Raw genomic sequence first — 21,767 nt, 5'->3', positions numbered from 1 at the left:
GAGCCGGGTGCCATGGCCATGGCTCTGCATGGCCATGACGGACATCCCTACGGCCGCGATAGGATCCGCACCCGATCCATGCGGATCGGGCCCGCCTCAGGATCGCGGAACGACCGGGCGCTCGACCAGGGCCAGTCTTCGGGCCGCGCACAGAGCCCGCGTGCGACCGGGTTCGTGTGGATGTAGTTGATCTTCTCCCAGATGTCTCTATCCGACCACACATTGCGGTCGTAGCCGCCGCCGCGTTGCCAGAATCGGTGGGCGACCGATCCGTCCGGCCTGCGATCTTCGACGACATGAAGGGCGTCCGGGCGGTTCGTTCTTGTCCACTTGAGCGCCCGTCTGGCTGTTGACTGTTTGATCGACAGCAGGATGGACCCCATGGGCGGGCCGCCGGGGCGAGGGAAGAGAAGCAGATGAAAATGCTCGGGCATGATGACCCAGGCCCACAGGTCGAAGCCGTGGAGCGTGCGGGCACGCTCGAGTGCCTCGACGAACCATCGTCGCGAGCGGTCGCGATCGAGAAACCTTTGCCGCTGGAAACAAGAGCAGGTGATAAAGCGAGCGTGGTTGAGGTTCTCAAAGCGTGTGCGGTGAGCGCGGGGAGACATCGGTGGAGTGTAGCGAGTGGGCTCTGGTGTCCGTGCCTCGGCTTGTCACTGTTCGTGGTCATGCAGGGCCATGGCCACGGCGCCCGGCTTCATCATGGCCATGCAGAGCCATGGCCATGGCACCCGGCCGGAGGAACCGGCGAGCGGTGGCACGGCTCGATACACATGCGCGTGATCAGTGCCACCAGCCTTTCTATGACAAACGGTACGGCGATGCGTCGGTGCGTCATTCGCTTGACGCGTACTTACTCAAAAGTGACAAGTAGCGGTGCTTCAAGTGCGCAAGGGTCGAGTCTGGATGTCCAGCCTTCTCCATCTCTGAAATCAAAAAAAGTTGGTGGTTCCAGGCCATCCGTACGAAGTCGACGAGTGACAAGCCCTCGCTTGCGGCGATCAGCTCAACTGATCGGCGGTCAGGAGTGTCTTCTGGTCCCCAACTGCAGTAGTTGTAAACAAGGTAGAAACAGCTGATGCATACCCAATGCGGTTCCTCACGTCGAAGCGGCGTCTCATACCAAACATCTTGGCCCACTCGATCCTTGCGATACTTTCGCTTTCGCACGCTTGAAGTGCCACACCAAGGACATACCAAACCTCTGCCCAGTAGTCGGTAGAGTTGGTCATTGTCGAGGTGCTGCGGATTCAGATAGTCAAAATCTGCCGTCATGGCGTGCCTCTAACATGGCGGGTGGCACCGATCACGCGGCAGGTGGCACCATCCGCTTGCGGATCGAGGTGGGGCCAGAGGCATCCATCGCGGCAGTGTATCACGGCAGGTGATGCGTTGCACTGCTCGCCGGAGGAACCGGCGAGCGGTGGCACGGGCAATCTGGAGTAGTCGTCAGCCCGCGATCGCGGTAATCTTGACGCGCGTGAAGCGCTGGCGGTGGCCGGTCTTGCGACGATAGCCCTTCTTGGCGCGGAACTTGTGGATGTAGATCTTGTCACCCTTGGCCACGGGTTCAAGGACTTCAGCCGAGACGCTCGCGCCCGCGACATACGGCGTACCGATTTTCGCGGTGCCGCCTTCAGGCCCGACAACCAGCACCTTGTCAAAGGTGATCTTGTCGCCGATGCTGGCTCCGCCGTGCTGATAGAGGTCGATGAAGACTTCGTCGCCCTGTGTGACCTTGCGCTGGCCGCCCGATTCTTCGATGATGGCGTACATGTCTGCGTTCCGTTCTCAGCCGCGCGAAGCTTCGGGGCGGACCCGAGGTCCGACTTCCATTCCCGGCCCGCAACGGGGCCTCGATAATAGGCCAGAGGTGCTGTTCGGGCGACCACGCACCACCCAATCCCTCCGCCCCAGGCCCAGATCGTCTTGTACCGACCGCCCCGATCGGCTATCACTAGTACCTATGAACGCACGCACAAAGTTGGCGATAAGTTGTGTGTTATCGGTCGTTTGCAACATTGGCAGCGACGCCTTTGCCCAGACCAGGCCTCTGGTCGAAGACCTCCCCCGACAAGTCCTTCCCCTGTTCCGCGAACTCGAAAGCGGCCAGGTAGGTTCTCTCGGCATCGTCGGCGACTCGGTCAGTCTCCTCAACCGCTCATACAACTGGCACCTCCGCGGACGCTTCTGGGCCGACTACGGCAGTTCCGGCGATGGCTACCTCGCACTGGCAAAGTTCGCGGGCGATTGTGGAGCAAACAGCGTCGGCCCTCGTTGCGGGCTTGGTCTGATCTACGGCCCCGGTTCCACCTTCTCCGAAGACACCGGCCCGTTCGATGCGGCTGGCGAGTCGGCACCCGATGGAATGTGGTTCCAAATCGAACGCATCATCGCGCCCGGGTACACCACATTTCAGGCCTTCGGCCGTGAGGTGATCGTCCACTACATCCGTCAAGTCGGCGGCGGTGTCATGGAGATAGAAGTCGCTGACACCTTGTTCGCCACGATTGATACCGCAATTCCCGCAGGCCAGCCTCAGCACGCCAGACTCGTCATCGACACCGGTGCCAGCGGCCCCGACGTTCTGACATCCATCCGCATCCGCAACGAAGGCGTGCAGCCGGTGCAGGTCAACGCCTTCGAAATGCGCGATGCCTCTCCGGGCTTGCGTTATCACCGGCTGGCGCGCGGCGGCGCGGGGCCCTTGCAGTTCCTCGCCTCGCGCACCGACGCCGTAGCCGACTGCCTGCGCAGCCTCGACATGCAACTGCTCATCATCATGCTCGATGCCAGCGGAGCCGAACTCAACAACGTCGCCTTTTACGAGTCGAATCTCGATCAACTCGTAGCGTTCTATCAAGCCCAGCTCCCTTCGACGAAAATCATCCTGATGACGCACCATCCCTTCCGCCCGCTTATCGGCCCGCAGGCCGACGCGATTCTCCGCGTCGCGCGCGCCCGCGGCACAGGCTACATCAACCTCTTCGACCTCTTCAGCGGATACGACGAGATGAACGCGCTCGGCTTCATGAACGGCGTTGTCCATCTCAGCAACGCCGGCGGCGCGTGGTTCGGGCAGTACATCTATGGCGTGCTGCGCACAGCAGCGGCCGACGCGCTCATCGCCGATTTCAACAGCGACGGCATGTTCGACTTCTTCGATGTCCAGGCATTTCTGGCTGCTTTTGCCGCCAATCACCCCTCGGCCGATGTCAACAACGACGGCGTGATCGACTTCTTCGATGTCCAGCGGTTTCTCGCGGCTTTCAGCCAGGCACTCGGCTGAATCCATCAGTCTGCGCGGCTTTCGCCTGTAGGCTTGCCCTCGACCGTCAGCCTCGCCGGATGCCCGAACCAGGCATTGGTGCTCGTGGGCGTGTAGTGCGCATCGAGCGTGGCCACAACGTCACTCATCTCGCCGCTCGCCGCCACCCAGCCTCCATCAAGATCCGGGAAATCGACACGGCAGTTCTCGCATTTCTTGGTCGAGTCGAACCGAATCGGACACCAGAAACTCTCAACATTGCGCAGCATCTCCGTCCCAAGGCTCCACACCCCCGTCATCCAGTCGCAGTACAGGCACCATATCAGATCATGCCCCACCAGCCCGCGAAACTTGTGCCGGCTGACGTTCACCCATTCCCCCTGGTTGTATCGAGGAAACCGCACAAGCCACACAAGCGGCGGATACACAAAATACTCCGCGAGTCGCACCAGCGCAAACAACGGCACCGCCCACGCCGTCCACCACACAGCCGTGTGATTCCGAAACCGCCCCACAGTGCGGTTCAGTTGATGCACAATCCGCGGGCCGCGCCTTGCCTCGCGGTGCGCCAGTTCGTGCGCAACCGTCCACAACATGACCGTGAGAATCTGCGCCACAACCGCCGCGAGCAAGCCCATTCCCGCTGCCAACCAGTCCGGTGCCGAGCCATCCGGGTCGGCCCGCGCGCTTCGCACGCCCACGATCGGCCCCACAATCAGCGGCAGGACCGTGAAGTACAAAATCACCAGATCCAGCCCCGGCGCACGGCAAAGCCAGGCACTCAAGCCCGAAAGCCCGATACGCCCCAAAGCATGCAACGCCGCAGCCCCCGCCAGCAGTGCCACAAGCGTCACAACCAGAATCCACAAACTCGGTGGCAGAACAATGGCCCAAGGTGATATCAGCATGCCATCAGCGTACCCGACATTCGCCCGCTGCACTTGGGACACTCGCCAGCAGGTGCTGTATAGTGGACCTTGCTGCTGCCGGCTTCCAACCCGGTTGCACCCATGCACGGAGTCCAAACATGTTCAATCGCATCTGTGTGCGGCTGCTCGCCGCGTGGTTCGTCCTGGTCTCCTGTTCACTCTCGACCCGCGCTGGCGAGGTCGATCTCCCCCGGTTCCCCTCCATCAGCCCCGACGGCAGCACCATCGTGTTCTCATGGCGCGGCGATCTGTGGAGGACCAGCGCTAGCGGCGGCGAAGCATTCCGCCTCACCGCACACCCCGCCGACGAAACCCGCTCGGCATGGAGCCCCGACGGATCACTCATCGCATTCGAATCCAACCGAAGTGGGCGCCGGGCCATTCACACCATGAAGCCCGACGGATCCGACGTTCAGCAGATCACAACCGAAGATGCCAGCCTCACCCTCTCGGGCTTCACCGCAGATGGCAAGTTCGTCCTCGTTTCCGGATCGATCGAGGGCGATGTCTACCGCTCCGAAAGACCCTACCGCGCCAGTATCCACGGCGGGCCCATCGAGCGACTCCACGGCGCATTCGGTCAAGCTGCAGCCGCTCACCCCGACGGAGTGCGCTACATCTTCGAACGCGGCGGATCCAGCTGGATGCGCCGACACTATCGCGGTCCCGACGACCGCAACCTCTACCTCTACAACTCGACCGATGGCTCATTCGCACGCCTCACCAACTGGCGAGGCAACGATGGTCAGCCCGTCTGGAAAGACGCCGACACCATCATCTATATGTCAGATCTCGGCAGCGGCGAGCATGGTTTCGTCAACCTCTGGGCTTTCGACCTTGCCACGCGAGAACCCGGAGCACGCCCACTCACCGCCTACACCGATCGCGATATCACTGCTTTCGACGTCTCACGCGACGGCCGGACCGTCGTCTTCACAAAGTGGGACGGGCTTTACGTCGCGATGTTTGCCGGCGAAATCCTGGACCAGCCGACGCGCATCCGCGTCAAGGCGCCCGCCGACGCTACGCCACGCCGCGAGACACGCGATGTCTCGGGCGATGTCAGCGAAGCGATTCTCAGCCCAGATGGCAAAGTCATGGCGTTCGTCGCGTTCGGCGATGTGTACGTCCGCGCCATCGAGGAAGGCAGCCCGACGCGCCAGGTCACGCAAAGTATGGCCCGCGAACGTGACATCGCATGGTCGCCCGATATGTCCCGCCTCTACTTCGTCTCCGATCGTGATGGCAGCGATTCGATCTATGCCGCCACGGTTGCGCTTACGCGAGCCGAAATCCGCGAGCGCTTCGCTGATGCAACCAAACCAGCACCGCCCGTCGAGCCTGCTTTGCCTGAAACCACACAAACCGATCCTTCCGCCGAACACACAGAGCCCGCCGACCCGCAAGCCAGCGAGCCCGCGCAGGATCCGGCTGTTGAACCCGAGCCCGAGAATACTGAAACCAAAGCAGCGAAGAAAACCGATAAACCCGCCAAGCCAAAAGTCGCCGAACGCTGGCATGATGCCATTCGTTTTGATCTCCACCCGATTGTCACCGAACCCACCGACGACCGCTCGCCCACCATCGCGCCCGATGGCCTCTCCATGATCTTCAAACGTACACGCGGCGATCTTGTGCGTCTTGACCTCCGCACCGGCGAGCAGCAAGTCCTGCTCGAATCATGGGACTGGAGCGTCGAGCCGCGCTATTCGCCGTGCGGGCGCTACTTTGCCATCGCTGTCAACGATTCAGATTTCAACACCGACATCTTCATCGCGCCGGTCGATGGTTCGTGGGCACCAGTCAATATCACACGCCACCCCGACAACGACACTTCGCCACGATGGTCGAGCGATGGAAAGATCCTCGCATTCCTCTCCGAGCGCGAGGGCGACTCCTACGACGTCTACACCATCACGCTCGATCGTGCGCTCGAAGCCATGACCAATCAGGAGCGCGATGCATACTTCAAGGAGCGCGTCGAAGCAAGCAAGAAACTCGGCGTCATCGATCCGATCGACTGGACAGCCGACCCCACCGCGCCAGAATCAGAGCCAAAACCAGAGATCAAGCCTGTCACCGAACCATTCACACACGAAGATCTCGCCGATGCCTACCGCCGCCTGCGTCGCATCACGCGCTACCCCGGCAGCACCAGCAATCTCGAAATGACTCCCGCAGGCGACAGGATCATCTTCCGCGCCACGGGTGGCGCGGGCGGTACAACCGGCATTTACTCGGTCAAGCACGACGGCACCGACGAAAAACGCCTCTCGACCGCCGGTTCGGTCCAGCACGTGGCCGCCAATGGCAGCAAGGTCGTGCTGATCTCCTCGGGCCGCGCCAGCACCGTCCCGCCCGCCGGTGGCAGCGAAGAACGCATCAACATCGTTGCCAGCATCGACCTCGACAATGAAGCCCTGAGTCTCCAGAAGTTCCACGAGATGGCCCGCACACTCGGGCGCACGTTCTACCACCCGACCATGAAGGACCTGGACTGGGAAACGCTGACACGCGACTATGCAGATCTCGCTCGCCGGGCTGCAACCTCCGACGAGTTCAACGAAATCGGCAATCGTCTGTTGGGCGAACTCAACGCCTCGCATCTGGGCATCATGGGCGGCGGAGGCTACAGCAATCCCGACTTCCGCCCCGCAGGCAAACTCGGAATTGATGCCTCACCCCTCACACTCGACGACGGCAGCGGGGCATACCGCGTCGATCATGTGCTGCCTCGCGTGCGCACAAACGCGGGCGATATGCGACTCATTGCCGGCGACCTCATCACCGCGATCGAACTCGAACCGCTCAAGCCGACCGACACACTCGACGCGCGCCTCGCCGGCCGCGCCGGTGTCGAGACCATCATCACCGTTTTGCGCACGGGCGTCGTGGACAGTCTCAATCTGCTCGTCACCCCGGTGAACCTCTCCGAAGAGCGCGCTATGCGCTACGACGACTGGCAACTCCGCGGGGCAGCGAAGGTCGAAGAACTTTCCGCTGGTCGTCTTGGTTACCTCCACATCCGCGCGATGGGCGCGCCCGATCTCGTCGAGTTCGAGCGCGACCTCTTCGCGGCGGGCTATGGCAAGGAAGGACTTATCATCGACGTGCGCTCCAACGGCGGCGGATGGACCGCTGATCGCGTCATGGCCGCACTGACGTATACAGAACACGCATACACCATTCCGCGCGGCGCCGACCCGGAGGCGGGCCGTGGCTATCCGCGCGATCGCCTCTTCATCCAGCGCTACACCGGACCGGTCAACATGCTGTGCAACCAGAAGAGTTTTTCCAACGCCGAGATTGTCAGTCACGCCTTCAAGACTCTCAAGCGTGGCACACTGGTCGGACAGCAGACTTATGGCGGCGTGATCTCGACCGGCGCATTCTCGCTCGTCGATGGCACCACCGTGCGCCAGCCGTTCCGCGGGTGGTACCTGCCCGACGGAACAGACATGGAGAACAACGGCGCCGTGCCCGACATCATTGTGCCACAGCGCGCAGCCGAAGAGGCCGAAGGTATCGATCGCCAACTCGAGGCAGCCGTCGCCGACCTGCTCAAACGCATCGACGGCTGAACGTCGTGTGCAAGGCCTGGTGTGCTCCTGCTTATGGACATCCTGCCGCGAAGGCCTGAAGGAAGATCTGCACGTCGAAGAAGTCGAGGTTGCCGTCCTGATTCAGGTCGGCCAAGCACGGCCAGGGCCGAACGGCGAGAATCGCGCCGTCGCTGGTCTCGCTGCCGAACGAGTTGGTGACCACACAGTCATAGACACCGATGGCTGCGGAGTTCGCAGTGACGGTGAGCGTGGCGGTTGTAGCGCCGCTGATGCCTCCGCCGTTGCTGAGGGGCACTGTGTCGCGCCGCCACTGGTACGAAATGGTGGGCGCGCCTTCAGCGACTACCGAGAACTGCACCGCGCTGGGTGCCGGGCCGGAGATGAGGCTGGCGGGTTGAGTTGTGATGACCACGGGTCCTGAGCCGCTGCTCTCGCAGCCATCGAGTGTGAGGAGGAAGACCGCTCCGGCGTCGGTGGCGCCGTCGTCGGCCTGCATGGCGCCGACGATCAGGTCGGGAATGCCGTCGCCGTCGAAGTCGCCGATTGCTCCAACCGCCGAGCCGAAGACATCGCCGACAGCGAGCGGTCCGGTGAGTCCGCCGGTGGTGGAGCTGAGTCGTTGTTCGCTCTTGACGGTTCCGTCGGAGTTCATTCGGAGGACATAAACGGCTCCGTGGTTCATCCCGCCGTCGTCGTTCTGCTGCGCGCCGACCGCGATATCGACCACGCCATCGCCGTCGATGTCTCCGATGGCAGCGACGGAACTGCCGAACCAGTCGGTATTGGCAATCGGCCCGGTGAGCCCGCCCTGAGTGCTGGAGATTTTTTGCTCGTCCTTGACGGTGCCATCGGCGTTGAGCATGAGCACATATGCGGCACCGCGTGCGGTTCCGCCGTCAGAGTCGCGGTAGGCACCGACAATGATGTCGGGAATGCCGTCGCCATCGATGTCGCCGATGCCAGCGACAGCGTTGCCGAAGCGGTCGTTGTCGAGGAGTGGTCCGGTGAGCCCGCCCTGGGTGCTGGAGATTTTCTGTTCAGCTTTGACGGTGCCATTGGCGTTGAGCATGAGGATGTAGACAGCCCCACGGTTGGTGCCGCCGTCCTTGTCGAGTTCGGTGCCGACAGCGATATCGATGATGCCGTCGCCGTCGAGGTCACCGATAGCAGCGACACCGGTTCCGAACCAGTCGGCGTTGAGCAGAGGCCCTGTGAAGCCGCCTTGAGTGCTGGAGATTTTCTGCTGACTCTTGACAGTGCCATTGGCGTTGAGGCGGATGATGTAGACGGCTCCGCGGTTTGCACCGCCGTCGTTTTCGCGGTATGCGCCGACAGCGATATCGGGCACGCCATCGTTATCCATGTCACCGAGCGGCGCGATGGCGTAGCCGAACCCGGCGTTGTTGTTTGGCGGCCCGACGAGTCCGCCGGTGGTGCTGGAGATTTTCTGCTGACCCTTGACGGTGCCGTCGGCATTCATGAAGACAATCCAGACTGCGCCGCGTGCGAGTCCGCCGTCTGCGTCGCCGTAGGAACCGATTGCCAGGTCGGTGACACCGTCGCCGTCAACATCGCCAATGGCGACGGCTGCGCGTCCGAAGAAGCTGTCGGCAGCGATTGTGCCCCCGAAACCACCACTCGTGTTGCTGATGCGTTGTTCAGTGAGGATCGTTCCTGCGCCTGGACAATCACCTGCGGCTGCGAATGACGCCAGCCCGCACACCAACGCGAGCGTAGCGGACGGAGCGAAACGAGCCTTATTGAATGACGAGGTGGTTTGACGAGCGAACATGTGTGTCTCCTTCTCCCAGTGTGGATCGATGGCCGCGTGACCTGGTTTGAGACTCGCGAGGTTCCAACTCACGAGAATCTCATTGTTTGAACAGGCATACTGTACAGCAGCGGGATTCTCGGCTGCAAGGAATATCCGAGAAAGCGCGCGCGGACGGTAGATATGCCGCATGCGGGGTGAGCCGCGATTGATTTTCCCCTGAATCAGGTGCAGGGACGACCACGGTACCTGATCCGGGGAAGTTAGAGGCCATCTCTCTATACTGGCAGCAATGAGCAACAGACACATCGTCATCGCGGGCGGGAGCGGGTTTCTCGGGGTCTCGCTGGCGACGCATCTGCGGGCGATGGGGCGCGAGGTGGTGATCGTGTCGCGGTCGCGTCCGGCAGGCGCGTTCGCGCACGAATCCTGGGACGGGGCGACGGTTGGGTCGTGGGCGCGAGTGCTTGATGGAGCGGCGGGGCTTGTGAACCTTGCTGGCCGATCAGTCGATTGCGTGAAGACCCCGGATCATGTCGATGAGATTCTGCGTTCGCGGGTGATGAGCACGCAAGCGCTCGGCGAAGCATGCCGGCGGGTGGAGGTTCCGCCTCGCGTGTGGGTGCAGATGAGCACGGCGCACATCTATGGCGACCCGCCCACAGCGGTGTGTGATGAAGATTCTGCGCCGGGTTATGGGCTTGCGCCGTTCGTGGGAGGTGCGTGGGAGGCAGCGTTTGAACAGGCGAGACTGCCCGAGCAGCGAGCGGTGGTTTTGCGAACGGGTTTCGTGCTCGGGCGCGATCGGGGTGCGGGAGGTGGTGCGCTCGCGCGGCTGAGGGGTGTTGCAAGGCTGGGGCTCGGCGGGCGCGTGGGCAGCGGGACGCAGGGCATGAGCTGGATTCATGAACTGGACATGAACCGCGTGTTCGAGCGTGCGCTCGATGACGACTCGATGCAGGGCATGTATATCGCTTCAGGGCCGAACCCGACAGCGCAGGCTGAGTTCATGCGGACTCTGCGGCGGGTGATGAACATGCCGATCGGGCTGCCGGCGACGGCGTTGATGGTGCGGCTTGGTGCGGCGGTTGTGTTGAGAACAGATCCGGAGTTGGCGTTGTATGGGCGCTATCTCGCGCCGCGGCGGTTGTTGAATGAGGGGTTCGAGTTCCGGTTTGGCGAACTTGAGGCGGCGCTGCGAGACCTGCTTGCGTGAGAATTCGTGAGAAGTTGGGTGAGAGTCATGTGCATGTGCTGACGACGCGCACCTGGCAGAACTGGCGGTGGCCCATGGGTCCGGCGTGAAAGCCGAAGCCGCTCTGGCGGGCACCGACCCATGGCATGCCGGGCGCGCCCCCCAGACCTCGATTGACGCCGATCATGCCAGCGGTGAGCCGGCGTGCAGCGGAGCGCGCGAGTGACTCTTCACCAAAGACAACAGCACCGAGCCCATATTCGCTGTCGTTGGCGAACTTGACCGCGTCATCGACGGAGTCGACAGCCATGACGCACGCGATGGGGCCGAAAGTTTCGGTACGCATGATGTCCATGTCGTGCGAGACGCTGGTGAGGACAGCGGGGCTGATGAAGTTGCCTTCGCGTGTTTCGCCGCCGGCGGCAAGGATCGCGCCTTGCCGCTGCGCATCGGCAAGTTGTGCCAACACGTGCGCCTTCTGCCGGTCGTGGATCATGGGGCCGATGACAGCGGATTCATCGTCGCACGGGCCGACGGTGTACTTCTTCGTTTCTTCGGTGAGTTTGCTGACAAAGGCGTCGTGCAGGCGGCGGTCGACATAGATGCGTTCGGTCGAGACGCAGACCTGGCCGCAGTTGCGGTAGGAGTTGCGTGCTGCGAACTCGGCAGCCTTGTCGAGATCAGCGCCTTCGAGCACGAGCAGCGGATCCTTGCTCCCAAGTTCGAGGATCAGGCGTTTGAGCCCGCTGGCAGCCTCGCGCATGATCGCCTGTCCGGTTGCCTTCGAGCCGGTGAAGGCGATGAGATCGACATCGGCAGCGACAAGTGCGGCGCCTTGTTCGCGGCCATGGATGACTTGAAGAACGCCTTCAGGCAGGAACTGATTGAGAATGTCGGCATAGGCCTGCGCGATGAGCGGCGTTTCTTCGCTCGGCTTGAGGATGACCGCGTTGCCGGTGATAAGCGCGGGCAGGACCATCCAGTGCGGCATCAGGATCGGGAAGTTCCATGGCGTGATGGCGGCACACACCCCGAATGGGTCGAAGTGCACGCGCGTCTCGACGCCTTCGCCGGTGAGCAGTTGAGGCTCGACCGCGGCAGCGATCTCGTCGAGTTCTTCGCTGAGTCGTGATCCGCACGCGGCCACTTCGCCAATGCCGTCGCGGATGGGCTTGCCTTGCTCGCGGGACAGGAGCGTGCCGAGTTCTTCAGCGCGGGCAGCAAAGACATCGGCAGCGGGGCGGAGGATGTCGGCACGCTGGCGGGCGCTCAGTGCTGCCCATGCGGGCGAAGCGGCGCGGGCGCGGGCGACGATGGCAGGGATCGCGTCGAGTGGCACGAGCGGGACGGAGCCGACGATTTCGCCGGTCGCCGGATTGAGCGAGTCGAGTCGAACGGTGTTCATGGGGGAGATGATACAACCGCGCGAGCGAACTCGGCGGTTGTTGCGCGGGTCTTGTTTGTCGCACCTGCCTTTACGGCGCATCAGGATGGCAATAGCACGACGCGACCGGCTCGACGTCGGCGCGGGCCCATGCGATTGTCAGATCCTGCTCGACGAGAGAAGCCTCGACGGGGCGGTCGAGGGCATCGAGCGCCTGACTCAGGCCGAGCAAGGCCCAGCCGTTGTTCGGATACTTTGCCAGGTCTTCGCGGTAGACGACTTCGGCCTCGGCGGGGCGTCCAGCAGCGAGCAGGAGCGCGCCAAGCGCGTGCCGCACCGGCTGCATCCAGTCTGGCGGTTCGTCGTAGTTGAGTCCATCTTCGAGGCGTGCACCTTCGCGCAGGAGATCGAACGCTTCATCGAGTCGCGCTTCGCGGAAAGCGAGTTCGCCTCGAAGCATGTGGCGTGCGACGGCCATCACATCGCTGGCGGCGCTGTTGCCGACCACCCAGTCCTTAGGAATACGGGCGGCTTCACGCTCGAAGGCTTCGAGTTCGGAGCGTGCCTCGACGGTGTGATCGGTTGCTGCGAGCGCGACGCCTCGGGCGTAGTGCCATGATGCGAGGCTGATGTGCCGCCAGTCGTCTGGCTTCGGCTCCGAGAGAATGTCGCTCCATTTGCCGAAGCGGATCATGGTGTGGTAGGTCACGGGCATGAACCCGTCGGCGATGAAGGTCCAGTTGCGCAGAAACTCGCGCGGTATATCGCGTTCGAGTTCGCGTGCGGCTGCCATGGCGGTTTCATAGCGGCCTTCCATCATCGCCGACCACGCGAGGAAGTGGATGTTGTGGATGAAATAGAGCGCGTAGAAGTCGGGCTTGGGCGCCTTGGCGAAATACGCGCGATCGGCGGCGATGGCATCGACATTGGTATCCGATGCATCCGCCCAGCGACCGATGCGTGCATAGATGTGTGCTGGCATATGGACAAGATGCCCCGATCCGGGCACAAGCGTGCGAAGACGATCGGCAGCTGCTTCGGCGCGGCCGGGATCGTTCGAAGCTTCGACCGTGTGTATGTAGAAGTGGTTGGCACCGGGGTGATGGGGGTCGAGTTCCATGACACGTTCGAGCACCGCGACGATTTCGAGCGTGCGCCCCTTGGGCTCGCCAGATTTGGTCCATAGATCCCAAGGCTGAAGATTCATCAGCGATTCGGCGTAGAGCGCACCGACATCGGGGTCGTTCGGGAATGCTTCCCACACGCGGCCCATCGCCTCGGCGTAGGCCTCGTCGAGATGGCTGCGATCTTCGGGGACAGGCATGGCATACCGCGCAGCCAGCGCGCGGATCAGGGCGGCTTCGACCAGTGACGCAGAATCGATGCGCCGGAGTGCTTCCTGCGTCGCTTCGTATGCGAGTTGTGATTGCTCAGCGCTCATCGCGGGGTTGTTGATGTGCAGGCCGCGAGCGTAGCCGATGCCCCACCACGCAATGGCCAGATCGCGGTCGATCGAGGCGGCGCGCTGAAACGAGCGGATCGCTTCGTCGTGGTTGAAGCCATAGAGAAGCTGCATCCCCTGGTTGAAGTAGGTCTGTGCTGCAGCCGAGTCGGTGGTGGCGAGGCGCTGGTAGTTGCCGAATCCCTCATAGAGGTGGGGGCGGTTGCAGCCGGCGATGGTGCCTGCTGCGAGAAGCAATGAGGCGATGAGGATTCTGTGGTTCGTGCGCGGCATGTGATCTCCTGTAGGGTTCTGATGAGTGTAAAGCGAAACGGCACAGCCGTGGGGGACACGGGGGCCGATTGCAATTTTGCAAATTTTCCCGTTCGCCGTATCAAGCAGAATTGCATGGTGGCTAGTCGATGAGGAGATCCGATGCCTGGCGTTCGATTTGCTGATGATTTATGGCTCTAAATGCGAAGCCCGGAGTTGACCGGGAGCCCCAACCTGTCTGGGCAATCACCGGTCAGAACTCCGGGCCTTCGCGCTCTCGTTGCCTGAGAAATCGACGATCTGGCTCATGGGCAACCTGCCGAGAACTCGGCGAGGAAAGCCTGCACGTCGAAGAAGTCGAGTGTGCCGTCGGCGTTATAGTCGGCCAACATGCTCTGGGCCGAGAAGAGGCTGAGGAAGAGTTGAACATCAAAGAAGTCGAGCACGCCGTCGTGGTTGAGATCGGCGGTGCAGTAGGTTCGCCAGCCATTGATGAGCGGCTGCGCCTGGAGGATCTGAAACACACCCTGATCGGTAAAGAGTTGCCCGCCGCCTATCTGAAGGTTCCACTGGAACGTGTGCAGCCCGTTCGAGGATTGCGCGACCACATCCCACGATGGGTCGAGGTTGATACCGATGATGCGCAGGCGCGCCAGGTCGTAGGGCTGTCCCGAGCCGAAGGCGTCGGCGTCGTTGTAGGCGAATGTCGTCAGGCCGAGTTCATCGAGGTGGTTGAGCACCCTCGGCGCGCCCGGTCCGACCTGATAGGCGTACACAGCGAAATCGAAACCATGGGAGCGCACGAGTGCATCGTCCCAATTGGCGGCGCTGATGGTCACTCGGCGGTTGTTGGGGTCATCTTCGAGATCGCCAGCGACATAGTCCGCAAGGCGGAGCGTGCCATAAGGCGAGGGGAGTGATGCGCTGTGGGATTGCATGTTCGGCGGGCATTCAACGATCTCGACTCCAAGGCGCGAGGCATCCCAGAAGTCAGTGTCTTCGATGGAACCAGCCGGGACGGCGACTTCCCACCGGTCCACCAGTCCGCCGCCGCCTTCGACCTTGGTCATCGTTGTTTCAAAGATCTCGGTTCCGACCTGCGAGCCGTTCTTCTGCACGACGCGGGCGCACACGCGCTTGACGGTGCCCACCGGATCGAGCGTGCGGGCGGTGCTGACGGTCTCAGTCTGCTCGCTCCACTCGTACTTGTTGTACCACCAGTCATCGACGGTCTGCGTGAAGGTGATGTCGGCGACAGCCGGCACAGCGAGCGCAGCCAGCGCGAGCATGAACGGCGACGTGTAACGAGGGCGACGATTGGTTGTGCTGAGCGTCTTCATTGTGATTCTCCTTGCGATTGCGGGCGTCGAGTCGAGGCGTGGTCCGGTGTGTGCCGGTCCAAGGTTTAGTTTCCGGCGAGCCCTGTGCCCGCCTTCACAAGCCTTCTGGGGCAGAGGACGGAATCTCTCAGCAACAGTGCATTTTCGGCGGAACCAGGGGCGAGCAAGCGCCTCAATGACCCCCATATCCCGCCCGACAGCGGCCCTGCACGCTAGAATCGGGCCACGGCACGCGCCAGCCGCACCCGGAAGGCTTCGATGCGGTGGCCGCAGCGCATTGCAGCGCTGGCGTGGGGCCGGGAGCGGAGGAACGCGCGATGGACAGGCTGCCATTGGATCTGGTCGAATCGCCCACCGGCTCCTCGATCGCCGTCGTCACGCTCGATGCGGGCGAGCGACCGGTTGTGGTGCTCGACGCCGACCTCATCGCTCGCCTCGCTGCGACGCTCGACGCCTTGCCGGCCAATCTTGCCGGGTTGGTGCTGGCCTCAGGCTCGCCGCGGTCGTTTGTCGCAGGGGCAGACCTCAAGACTATTGTCGAGAAGAACGACGCCGATCTGCACGCCTATCTCGAAGAGGCAGCCGCAGTGTTTGCGCAGTTGTCGCAGTTGCCCTTCCCGACCGCGGCCGCGATCGCCGGAGCAGTGCTTGGTGGCGGACTCGAACTGGCGATGCACTGCGATCTCCTCGTCGGTGCTCCGTCGGCCAGTGGCAAGCCATACCCGGTCGGACTGCCCGAAGCGGGGCTGGCGATCTGCCCAGGCTGGGGCGGGACGAACTTGCTCCCGGCTCGCATTGACCCGGCCCGAGCGATCGAAATGACCGCCAGTGGTACAACCATGAACGAAACCCAGGCGAAGGACGCCGGTCTCTTTGACGCATGGGCCGAAAGTGCCGAGAACGTGGTCGAAGTCGCGGTCGCGCTGGTCGCCGAGCAGCCCCCTGTGATGCGCGACGGCGCGCCGAGTCGCTGGATCGGCAGGCACGGAACGCTCGAAGCGGTTCGTGCGGCCAGCGAACGGGCGGCCGACATCACCTGTGCGACGCAGGCTGCTGCTGCCGTGCACGATGCCGTTCGTGTTGGGCTTGATCGCGGGTGGGACAAGGCCTGCGCAGCCGAACGGGCGCACCTTGTGCAGCTGCGACACACCCCCGAAGCCAAGTCCGCGATCGAAGCGTTCTTCGAGCGGAATCGAAAGTAAGATGAACAAGCAGGACAGGAAACCGATCGGGGCCGGTCGCCCCGCAGCAGGAGATTGTCGATGGCCGATCTGAAGGAGATGAAGGGCGTTTCGGAGCGTGACAAGAAGATGATCGCCGAAGCCGAGACGCTGCTGGGGCCCGAACCGGACTCGATGGGCTTTGTCAAGAATCTCTTCTGGGGCCGCGTCCGCGAGGAACTTGTGCTGCCATACCCAGATGTCGCGCAGGCACACCCCGATGAAGCACGCGAATGCGATGAACTTCTGGCAAGGCTCGAAGAGTATCTGCGCACCGAACACCCGAGCATTCAGATCGATCAGGAACAGTTCATCCCCGAGTGGGCCATTCAGCGACTCTTCAAGCTCGGCGTGCTGGGCATGACGATCTCCAAAGAGTTCGGCGGCCTGAGCATGGGCATCACCAGTTACAACCGTGTGCTTGAACTCATCGGCAGGTACTGCGGCTCGACGGCCGTGGTTGTCAGTGCACACCAGTCGATCGGTTGCAAGGCTGTCATGCTCTTCGGCACCGATGAACAGAAGCGGGCATGGTTGCCCAAACTTGCCCGCGACTGGCTCAGCGCATTCTGCCTCAGTGAGCCCAACGTCGGCTGCGATGCTGGCGGGCAGGAAACCACGATCGATGTCAGCGAGGACGGCGAGCACTACATCATCAACGGCGAAAAGAAGTGGGCCACCAGCGGCGCGATTTGTGGCCTGTTCACCGTCATGGGCAAGCAGAAGATGCCCGATGGTTCGGTCAAAGTCAGTGCGGTCGTCTGCACGCCCGACATGGACGGCATCGACATCTTCCAGAAGAACCGCAGCAAGTGCGGCATCCGCGGAACGTGGCAGGCACGAATCAGGTTCAACAACGTCAAGGTTCCACGCTGGCACCTGCTCCACAAGGAAGGCAAAGGGCTCAATGTTGCCCTGACGTGTCTCAACTACGGCCGCTGCACCCTCTCTGCAGGAATGCTCGGGGGAGCCGTGCGCGCCAAGGATCAGGCCATTCGTTGGGCGCAGACTCGCTACCAGTTCGGACGGGCCTTGGCCGACTTCGAACTCGTGCGCCAGAAGATCGCGCACATGAGCGCGATGTGCTATGCGATGGACGCGGTGCTCTACATGACCACGGGCATGCTCGACCGGCACGATGAAGACATCATGCTCGAAACGGCTGTATGCAAGGTCTTCTGTTCCGAGATGGGGTGGCGCAGCGTCAACGACGCTGTCCAGATCATGGGCGGTGAAGGCATGATGACTGAAAATGAAGTTGAGCGCATCTTCCGCGACAGCCGCATCAACACCATCGTCGAAGGTGCCAATGAAGTGATGCAGTCATTCATCTTCGCCTATGGCGGCAAGCAGCACGCCGAGAAACTCCTGGGCATCAAGGATGCGGTCGATAAGCGGCAGTTCTCGATGGGGCTCATCAAGGCGGCGCTGCCCGTGGGCATGGAGGTCTATCTCGGCGTGCGCCCGAAAAAGCCCGTTCTGAGCAAACTGCACCAGTCGCTCATCCCGCATGGCAAGCGATTGTGCAGCCACATCTCCGAACTGACGTACCAGTTCAAGAAGGTCAGCAAGATGCACGACTCAGCCATCATCGAGAGGCAGGCGGTTCAGGCGCGCTTTGCCGACGCGGCGATGTGGATCCATGCCTGGACCTGCACGCTCTCGAAACTCGATCGACAGATCAGGCAGGGGCAGAACGGGCCCGCCTTCGAACGCGACAAAGCCGCAGCCTTGCACTTCTTCGACCTGGCCGAACTCGGAATAGTCAATGCCTTCCGGGCCCAGTACGAGAACGCGGACGATTCGATGCGTACTGCTGCCGACAAGGCTCTTGCCTTCAGCCAGACCCTTCCCGACAGCCTGTTCATCATTCCTGAAAAGACCCCCACACCATCTCGAGGCATGGGTCGCAAACCCGACATTCGGCACGTTCCGCACTTTGAAGGGACCGGGCGTGGCGTCGCGGGAGGAACCGGTCGTGAGATGATGGAAGAAACCGTTGCTCATTCGCGAGATTGAATATACATAACGGAGGAAGTGGCATTCTCGCCCTGAAAAGCGGATTGATTTGGCGGTTGCTGTGCGCGCCGATTGTTCTGAGTCTTTTACCGGGTAATGGGAATAAATAGAGTGCCATCAAAAGTTTATGTATGGGTGAGAATGCCCGAAATCAGGTGGGCAAGGTCAAAATTAGCAGATTGCATCGGGAACTTTACCGAAAGTGGATCATCTCAATAGCGTTCAGCGAATGAGGCGATACACTACGTTCACGATCGGCAATGCGGGTTACAAAAGGAATATGCATCATGACGCATAATAATCATTCCACAACGTTCCAGGTCGAAGAAGAAATCGGAGCACAGGCACTGTGGAATGCCTTCGCCAAGACTCCCGGCGTTGGCGTCTGCGTGGTCACCCCCGAAGGTGGGGTGCTCTTTGCCAGTGAGGAGTGCCAGCGGATCTACCTCGGGGAGACCAATCCCAACGTCGTTGGCATGAATATCGGGGATATCTTCCCTCAAGGGTGGGCAGAGGAACGCAAGTCGTACTACCGCCGCGTAGTCGAGTCACGCCAGCCTTTGACGATTCGCGAAGTCTGGAACGGACGGCAGCTGCGCACGACGTTGCGACCGATCATCGATGAGAATGGCGATATCAACATGCTGCTCGGACTGTCACAGTTGACGCCCTCGCAAAATCCCGGAGACGTCGAGCACGATCTGGTCGAGAGCGAGTTTATCGAATTGGGCGAGCTTCATGTCCTGACGCCACGCGAACTTGTGGTTATGGCGCTTGTCGGTCAAGGGCTCTCGCTCAAGGAAATTGCAGCCAAGCTGCATCGTTCGTTCAAGACGGTCGACAACCATCGCGCGTCGATCGGGCGTAAGTTGCGTCAGACCGATCGCGTCGCGCTGGCTCGCATCGCTGCCCAGGCGGGCTTGCAGGTCAGCGATGCCGAACTGACTCGTGTCCGCATGAGCGACATGAAGGCCGCTGCCAAGTAAGTGTTTGACCCGGCCTTTTCTACGACCGGCCGGAGGGGATCAGTCTGAGAGACCGCTTGTACGCAGCAGCGTCATGAGCGACGAACTGAACACGAAGTTGTGTTCGGGGAAGTTCGTCCCGGCCATGTTGTGGTCAATGTGACTGAACATCAGATCGATGCGCCCGATCGTGCGTGCGGAGCGTTCCTCTCCGACGGTCGTCGGCTTGAGCAGTTCCACCACGCCTCGCGTTGATGCGCCCTGTGTGGTCAGTTGCTCGATCTGCGCGCAATAGCGCAGCGCATCACCGGGAACCGCGTCGCACTCGAGTTCGGCCCGAGTCACTTTGGCGAGGATTACTTTCTCGCGGAACCCTTCGGCGTGCCCGACCAGAATCCCCGCGGACTGGGCCATGCCTTCGATGATCAATGATGCCGGCATGACGGCAAACGCCGCATGGCGCTCGGTCTGGGCAAAGTGATCGTGCAGATGTTCCTCAGCGAGCGAGACGTTCTTGATGGCCACGAGTTTTTCTCGCGGCACGAGTTCGACGATCCTGTCGATCCACATCCATCGCATGGGCGCGTCCCGGAGGCTCAGTCGCCCTGATGCCCGAGTTTGTGCTCGACGAAGTTGACCAGCGTTCCGACCGTGAAGATATCGAGCACGCGCTCCACGCTTCGGCTTCGCTCCAGTTCGGTAAAATCAAAGTGAGGCAGTCGCTCGCGCAAGGCTGCCAGGCCTTTGTCAGTGATCTTTCCGTCCTCGACGTAGGCAGGATCCTGAGCGACGCCTTCGGGAAAGAGTTCCCCTTGCCCGATCTTGATGCCGAACGTCCGTTCGAGCTGGAAACTGATGTCGAGAATGTCGATCGACTCGGCTCCCAGATCCTTGAACAGGCTTGCGTCGGGGGTCACTTCGTCCTCGTCGACGGCCAGGGCCTCGACGAGCACGCCTTGAACTTTCTCGAAGATCTCATCTCGGTTCATTGCGGCTTCCATACGTGGCGAGCGACCCCGCCCAGAGGGGGCAAGTCTAGGCGCGATCGGCTTGGGAGTTGGTTCCCTCTGGGTCCATACGGATCGGTCGCAGCGTCACCCTGCCACTGGCTGCTCGCGGGGCCTGTGGATCATTGGCGGGCATCCCCGGGCCAACTTTACGAGCTTCAACTCGTGCGTCGATCGAGCCATCGGGATGACGACTCGTCAACGAGGCATACACCACCAACGTATCGCCCGGCTGAACGAATGACCCATACTTAAGGGCGGTCACCTTGCCCAGCACCAGACGTTCTTCGCTCCGAGCCAGGATCCTTGCAGCCTGCACCATCGCTTCGAGCATCAGGACGCCCGGAAGCACGGGAAACCCCGGGAAATGATCCTGCAAGTATTCCTCAGCTGCCGAAACGTGCTTGATGGCGGTGATCCGGTCGGATGTCTGTTCAAGGACGCTGTCAATCAGCGAAAAGTGCATGAGCCAGAGTATGACTCCGACCGATGCTTGACCACCCCGAAACGGATAACCTGTGCCCGTGGGCAGCATACGCGATGACGGAATCTGTGTCAGACATTGGGACTGGTCCGAAACCAGCCAGACCGTTTCCATTCTCACGCGCGAGCACGGGCTGCTGCGCGGATTGGCCAAGGGGTCTCGACGCGAGAACAGCGCTTTCTCGGGCGGGATCGAACTGCTCACGCTTGGACAGGTTCAAGCGCTCGCCAAGCCTCGCAGCACGCTGGCAACGATCACCAGTTGGGACTTGATCGAACCATTCCGTGGCATCCGCGATTCGCTGGGGGCTTATTATTCCGGGACTCACGTTGCCGATCTCGTCGGTCACCTCGTGCTTGACGACGATCCGCATCCGGACCTCTTCGACGCCTTGGCCAGCCACCTGCATGACTTGTCTGACAACCCACACGCCTCGCCGGGCGATAGGGCTTTGGGCGTGCTTCGGTTCCAGTGGTCGCTTCTCGATGCCATTGGATCTCGTCCCGAACTTGATCGTGATGTGCAGAGTGGGCAAGCCCTCGCTTCGGCTCCCATTTTTGGATTTTCTCCCGGATTAGGGGGGTTTCTGGCACAATCGGCATCAAGCACGGTGTGGAAGGTTCGAAGCGAGACTCACGCGGTTCTGGGACGGATCCGCTCTGGGAGCGATGGCGAGTTCGATGGCGAGTCAGTCCTGCGGGCTGCCCGATTGCTCGCGTCATACATCCATCATCTGATTGGTGAAGAATTATCCTCGACCGCAACCCTGTTTGGCCACCTGAGTTGAGGCACAGGTTGGGTTTTAATCAATTCAGGCACGGTTCTGGCCGATGAATCCCGGAGTTGAACTTTCGATCCGGGGTTTTTCGTCTGCCCCATGGCAAATCCGCTTGTGATAAAGGTGC

At 61.7% G+C, this 21,767-nt stretch carries 17 protein-coding genes; 7 read left to right on the top strand and 10 right to left on the bottom strand.

Translation table 11 applies throughout. The features are described from left to right. Positions 1-47 precede the first annotated feature (47 nt). Together KF757_14735 and rplU are read right to left on the bottom strand one after the other, a co-directional pair. Positions 48-611 (bottom strand): transposase, encoded by a 564-nt coding sequence (locus tag KF757_14735; GenBank protein MBX3324232.1) that lies wholly within the window; start codon positions 609-611, stop codon positions 48-50. An 841-nt stretch (positions 612-1,452) separates the two neighbouring features. Beyond that, positions 1,453-1,779, bottom strand: a complete 327-nt coding sequence (gene rplU / locus KF757_14730) for a 50S ribosomal protein L21 (GenBank protein ID MBX3324231.1) — start codon at positions 1,777-1,779, stop codon at positions 1,453-1,455. A 223-nt stretch (positions 1,780-2,002) separates the two neighbouring features. Between rplU and KF757_14725 the strand changes: the two genes are divergently transcribed. Then, a complete protein-coding gene (locus KF757_14725) occupies positions 2,003-3,292 on the top strand; it encodes a hypothetical protein (protein ID MBX3324230.1) in 1,290 nt (429 codons plus the stop codon). A 5-nt stretch (positions 3,293-3,297) separates the two neighbouring features. On the opposite strand, the gene KF757_14720 is transcribed toward KF757_14725, so the two are convergent. Then, a complete protein-coding gene (locus tag KF757_14720; GenBank protein ID MBX3324229.1) occupies positions 3,298-4,179 on the bottom strand; it encodes a hypothetical protein in 882 nt (293 codons plus the stop codon). A gap of 119 nt (positions 4,180-4,298) precedes the next feature. On the opposite strand from KF757_14720, the gene KF757_14715 reads away from it, so the two are divergent. Next, positions 4,299-7,781, top strand: a complete 3,483-nt coding sequence (locus tag KF757_14715) for a PD40 domain-containing protein (GenBank protein MBX3324228.1) — start codon at positions 4,299-4,301, stop codon at positions 7,779-7,781. Positions 7,782-7,812: 31 nt separating this feature from the next. Here KF757_14715 and KF757_14710 read toward each other — a convergent pair whose 3' ends face one another. Beyond that, positions 7,813-9,555, bottom strand: a complete 1,743-nt coding sequence (locus tag KF757_14710) for an FG-GAP repeat protein (protein ID MBX3324227.1) — start codon at positions 9,553-9,555, stop codon at positions 7,813-7,815. A gap of 271 nt (positions 9,556-9,826) precedes the next feature. Here KF757_14710 and KF757_14705 point away from each other — a divergent pair, with 271 nt between their 5' ends. After that, the gene (locus tag KF757_14705; protein ID MBX3324226.1) at positions 9,827-10,750 is read left to right on the top strand and encodes a DUF1731 domain-containing protein; all 924 of its coding nucleotides are present in this window, start codon (positions 9,827-9,829) and stop codon (positions 10,748-10,750) included. A gap of 25 nt (positions 10,751-10,775) precedes the next feature. On the opposite strand, the gene KF757_14700 is transcribed toward KF757_14705, so the two are convergent. The 3 genes from KF757_14700 to KF757_14690 form a co-directional block, all read right to left on the bottom strand. Further along, positions 10,776-12,134, bottom strand: coding sequence for an aldehyde dehydrogenase (locus KF757_14700; protein MBX3324225.1), 1,359 nt, complete (start codon positions 12,132-12,134; stop codon positions 10,776-10,778). Between the two features lie 70 nt (positions 12,135-12,204). Further along, the gene (locus KF757_14695; GenBank protein MBX3324224.1) at positions 12,205-13,848 is read right to left on the bottom strand and encodes a hypothetical protein; all 1,644 of its coding nucleotides are present in this window, start codon (positions 13,846-13,848) and stop codon (positions 12,205-12,207) included. Between the two features lie 284 nt (positions 13,849-14,132). Continuing rightward, positions 14,133-15,167 carry a hypothetical protein gene (locus KF757_14690; GenBank protein ID MBX3324223.1) on the bottom strand — a complete coding sequence of 345 codons (1,035 nt, stop codon included), beginning with the start codon at positions 15,165-15,167 and terminating at the stop codon, positions 14,133-14,135. A gap of 317 nt (positions 15,168-15,484) precedes the next feature. On the opposite strand from KF757_14690, the gene KF757_14685 reads away from it, so the two are divergent. The 3 genes from KF757_14685 (at position 15,485) to KF757_14675 (ending at position 19,392) form a co-directional block, all read left to right on the top strand. Next, positions 15,485-16,369 carry an enoyl-CoA hydratase/isomerase family protein gene (locus tag KF757_14685; GenBank protein MBX3324222.1) on the top strand — a complete coding sequence of 295 codons (885 nt, stop codon included), beginning with the start codon at positions 15,485-15,487 and terminating at the stop codon, positions 16,367-16,369. A 60-nt stretch (positions 16,370-16,429) separates the two neighbouring features. After that, positions 16,430-18,406: an acyl-CoA dehydrogenase family protein gene (locus KF757_14680; GenBank protein ID MBX3324221.1), complete on the top strand. Its 1,977-nt coding sequence runs from the start codon at positions 16,430-16,432 to the stop codon at positions 18,404-18,406. A 287-nt stretch (positions 18,407-18,693) separates the two neighbouring features. Next, positions 18,694-19,392: a PAS domain-containing protein gene (locus KF757_14675; protein MBX3324220.1), complete on the top strand. Its 699-nt coding sequence runs from the start codon at positions 18,694-18,696 to the stop codon at positions 19,390-19,392. Positions 19,393-19,431: 39 nt separating this feature from the next. On the opposite strand, the gene KF757_14670 is transcribed toward KF757_14675, so the two are convergent. Genes KF757_14670 through KF757_14660 form a run of 3 tightly spaced genes read right to left on the bottom strand, consistent with a single transcriptional unit; the run spans position 19,432 to position 20,844 of the window. Next, entirely contained in the window at positions 19,432-19,950 is a 519-nt protein-coding gene (locus KF757_14670; GenBank protein ID MBX3324219.1) for a hypothetical protein, read from the bottom strand. A gap of 17 nt (positions 19,951-19,967) precedes the next feature. After that, a complete protein-coding gene (locus KF757_14665) occupies positions 19,968-20,372 on the bottom strand; it encodes an acyl carrier protein (protein MBX3324218.1) in 405 nt (134 codons plus the stop codon). A 34-nt stretch (positions 20,373-20,406) separates the two neighbouring features. After that, positions 20,407-20,844 (bottom strand): polyketide synthase dehydratase domain-containing protein, encoded by a 438-nt coding sequence (locus tag KF757_14660; protein MBX3324217.1) that lies wholly within the window; start codon positions 20,842-20,844, stop codon positions 20,407-20,409. A 52-nt stretch (positions 20,845-20,896) separates the two neighbouring features. Here KF757_14660 and recO point away from each other — a divergent pair, with 52 nt between their 5' ends. Beyond that, the gene (gene recO, locus KF757_14655) at positions 20,897-21,649 is read left to right on the top strand and encodes a DNA repair protein RecO (protein ID MBX3324216.1); all 753 of its coding nucleotides are present in this window, start codon (positions 20,897-20,899) and stop codon (positions 21,647-21,649) included. Positions 21,650-21,767: the final 118 nt, after the last annotated feature.

It is taken from the genome of Phycisphaeraceae bacterium (assembly GCA_019636795.1).
Taxonomy (GTDB): domain Bacteria; phylum Planctomycetota; class Phycisphaerae; order Phycisphaerales; family UBA1924; genus JAHBWW01.
This window is presented reverse-complemented; position numbering and strand designations above follow the sequence as displayed.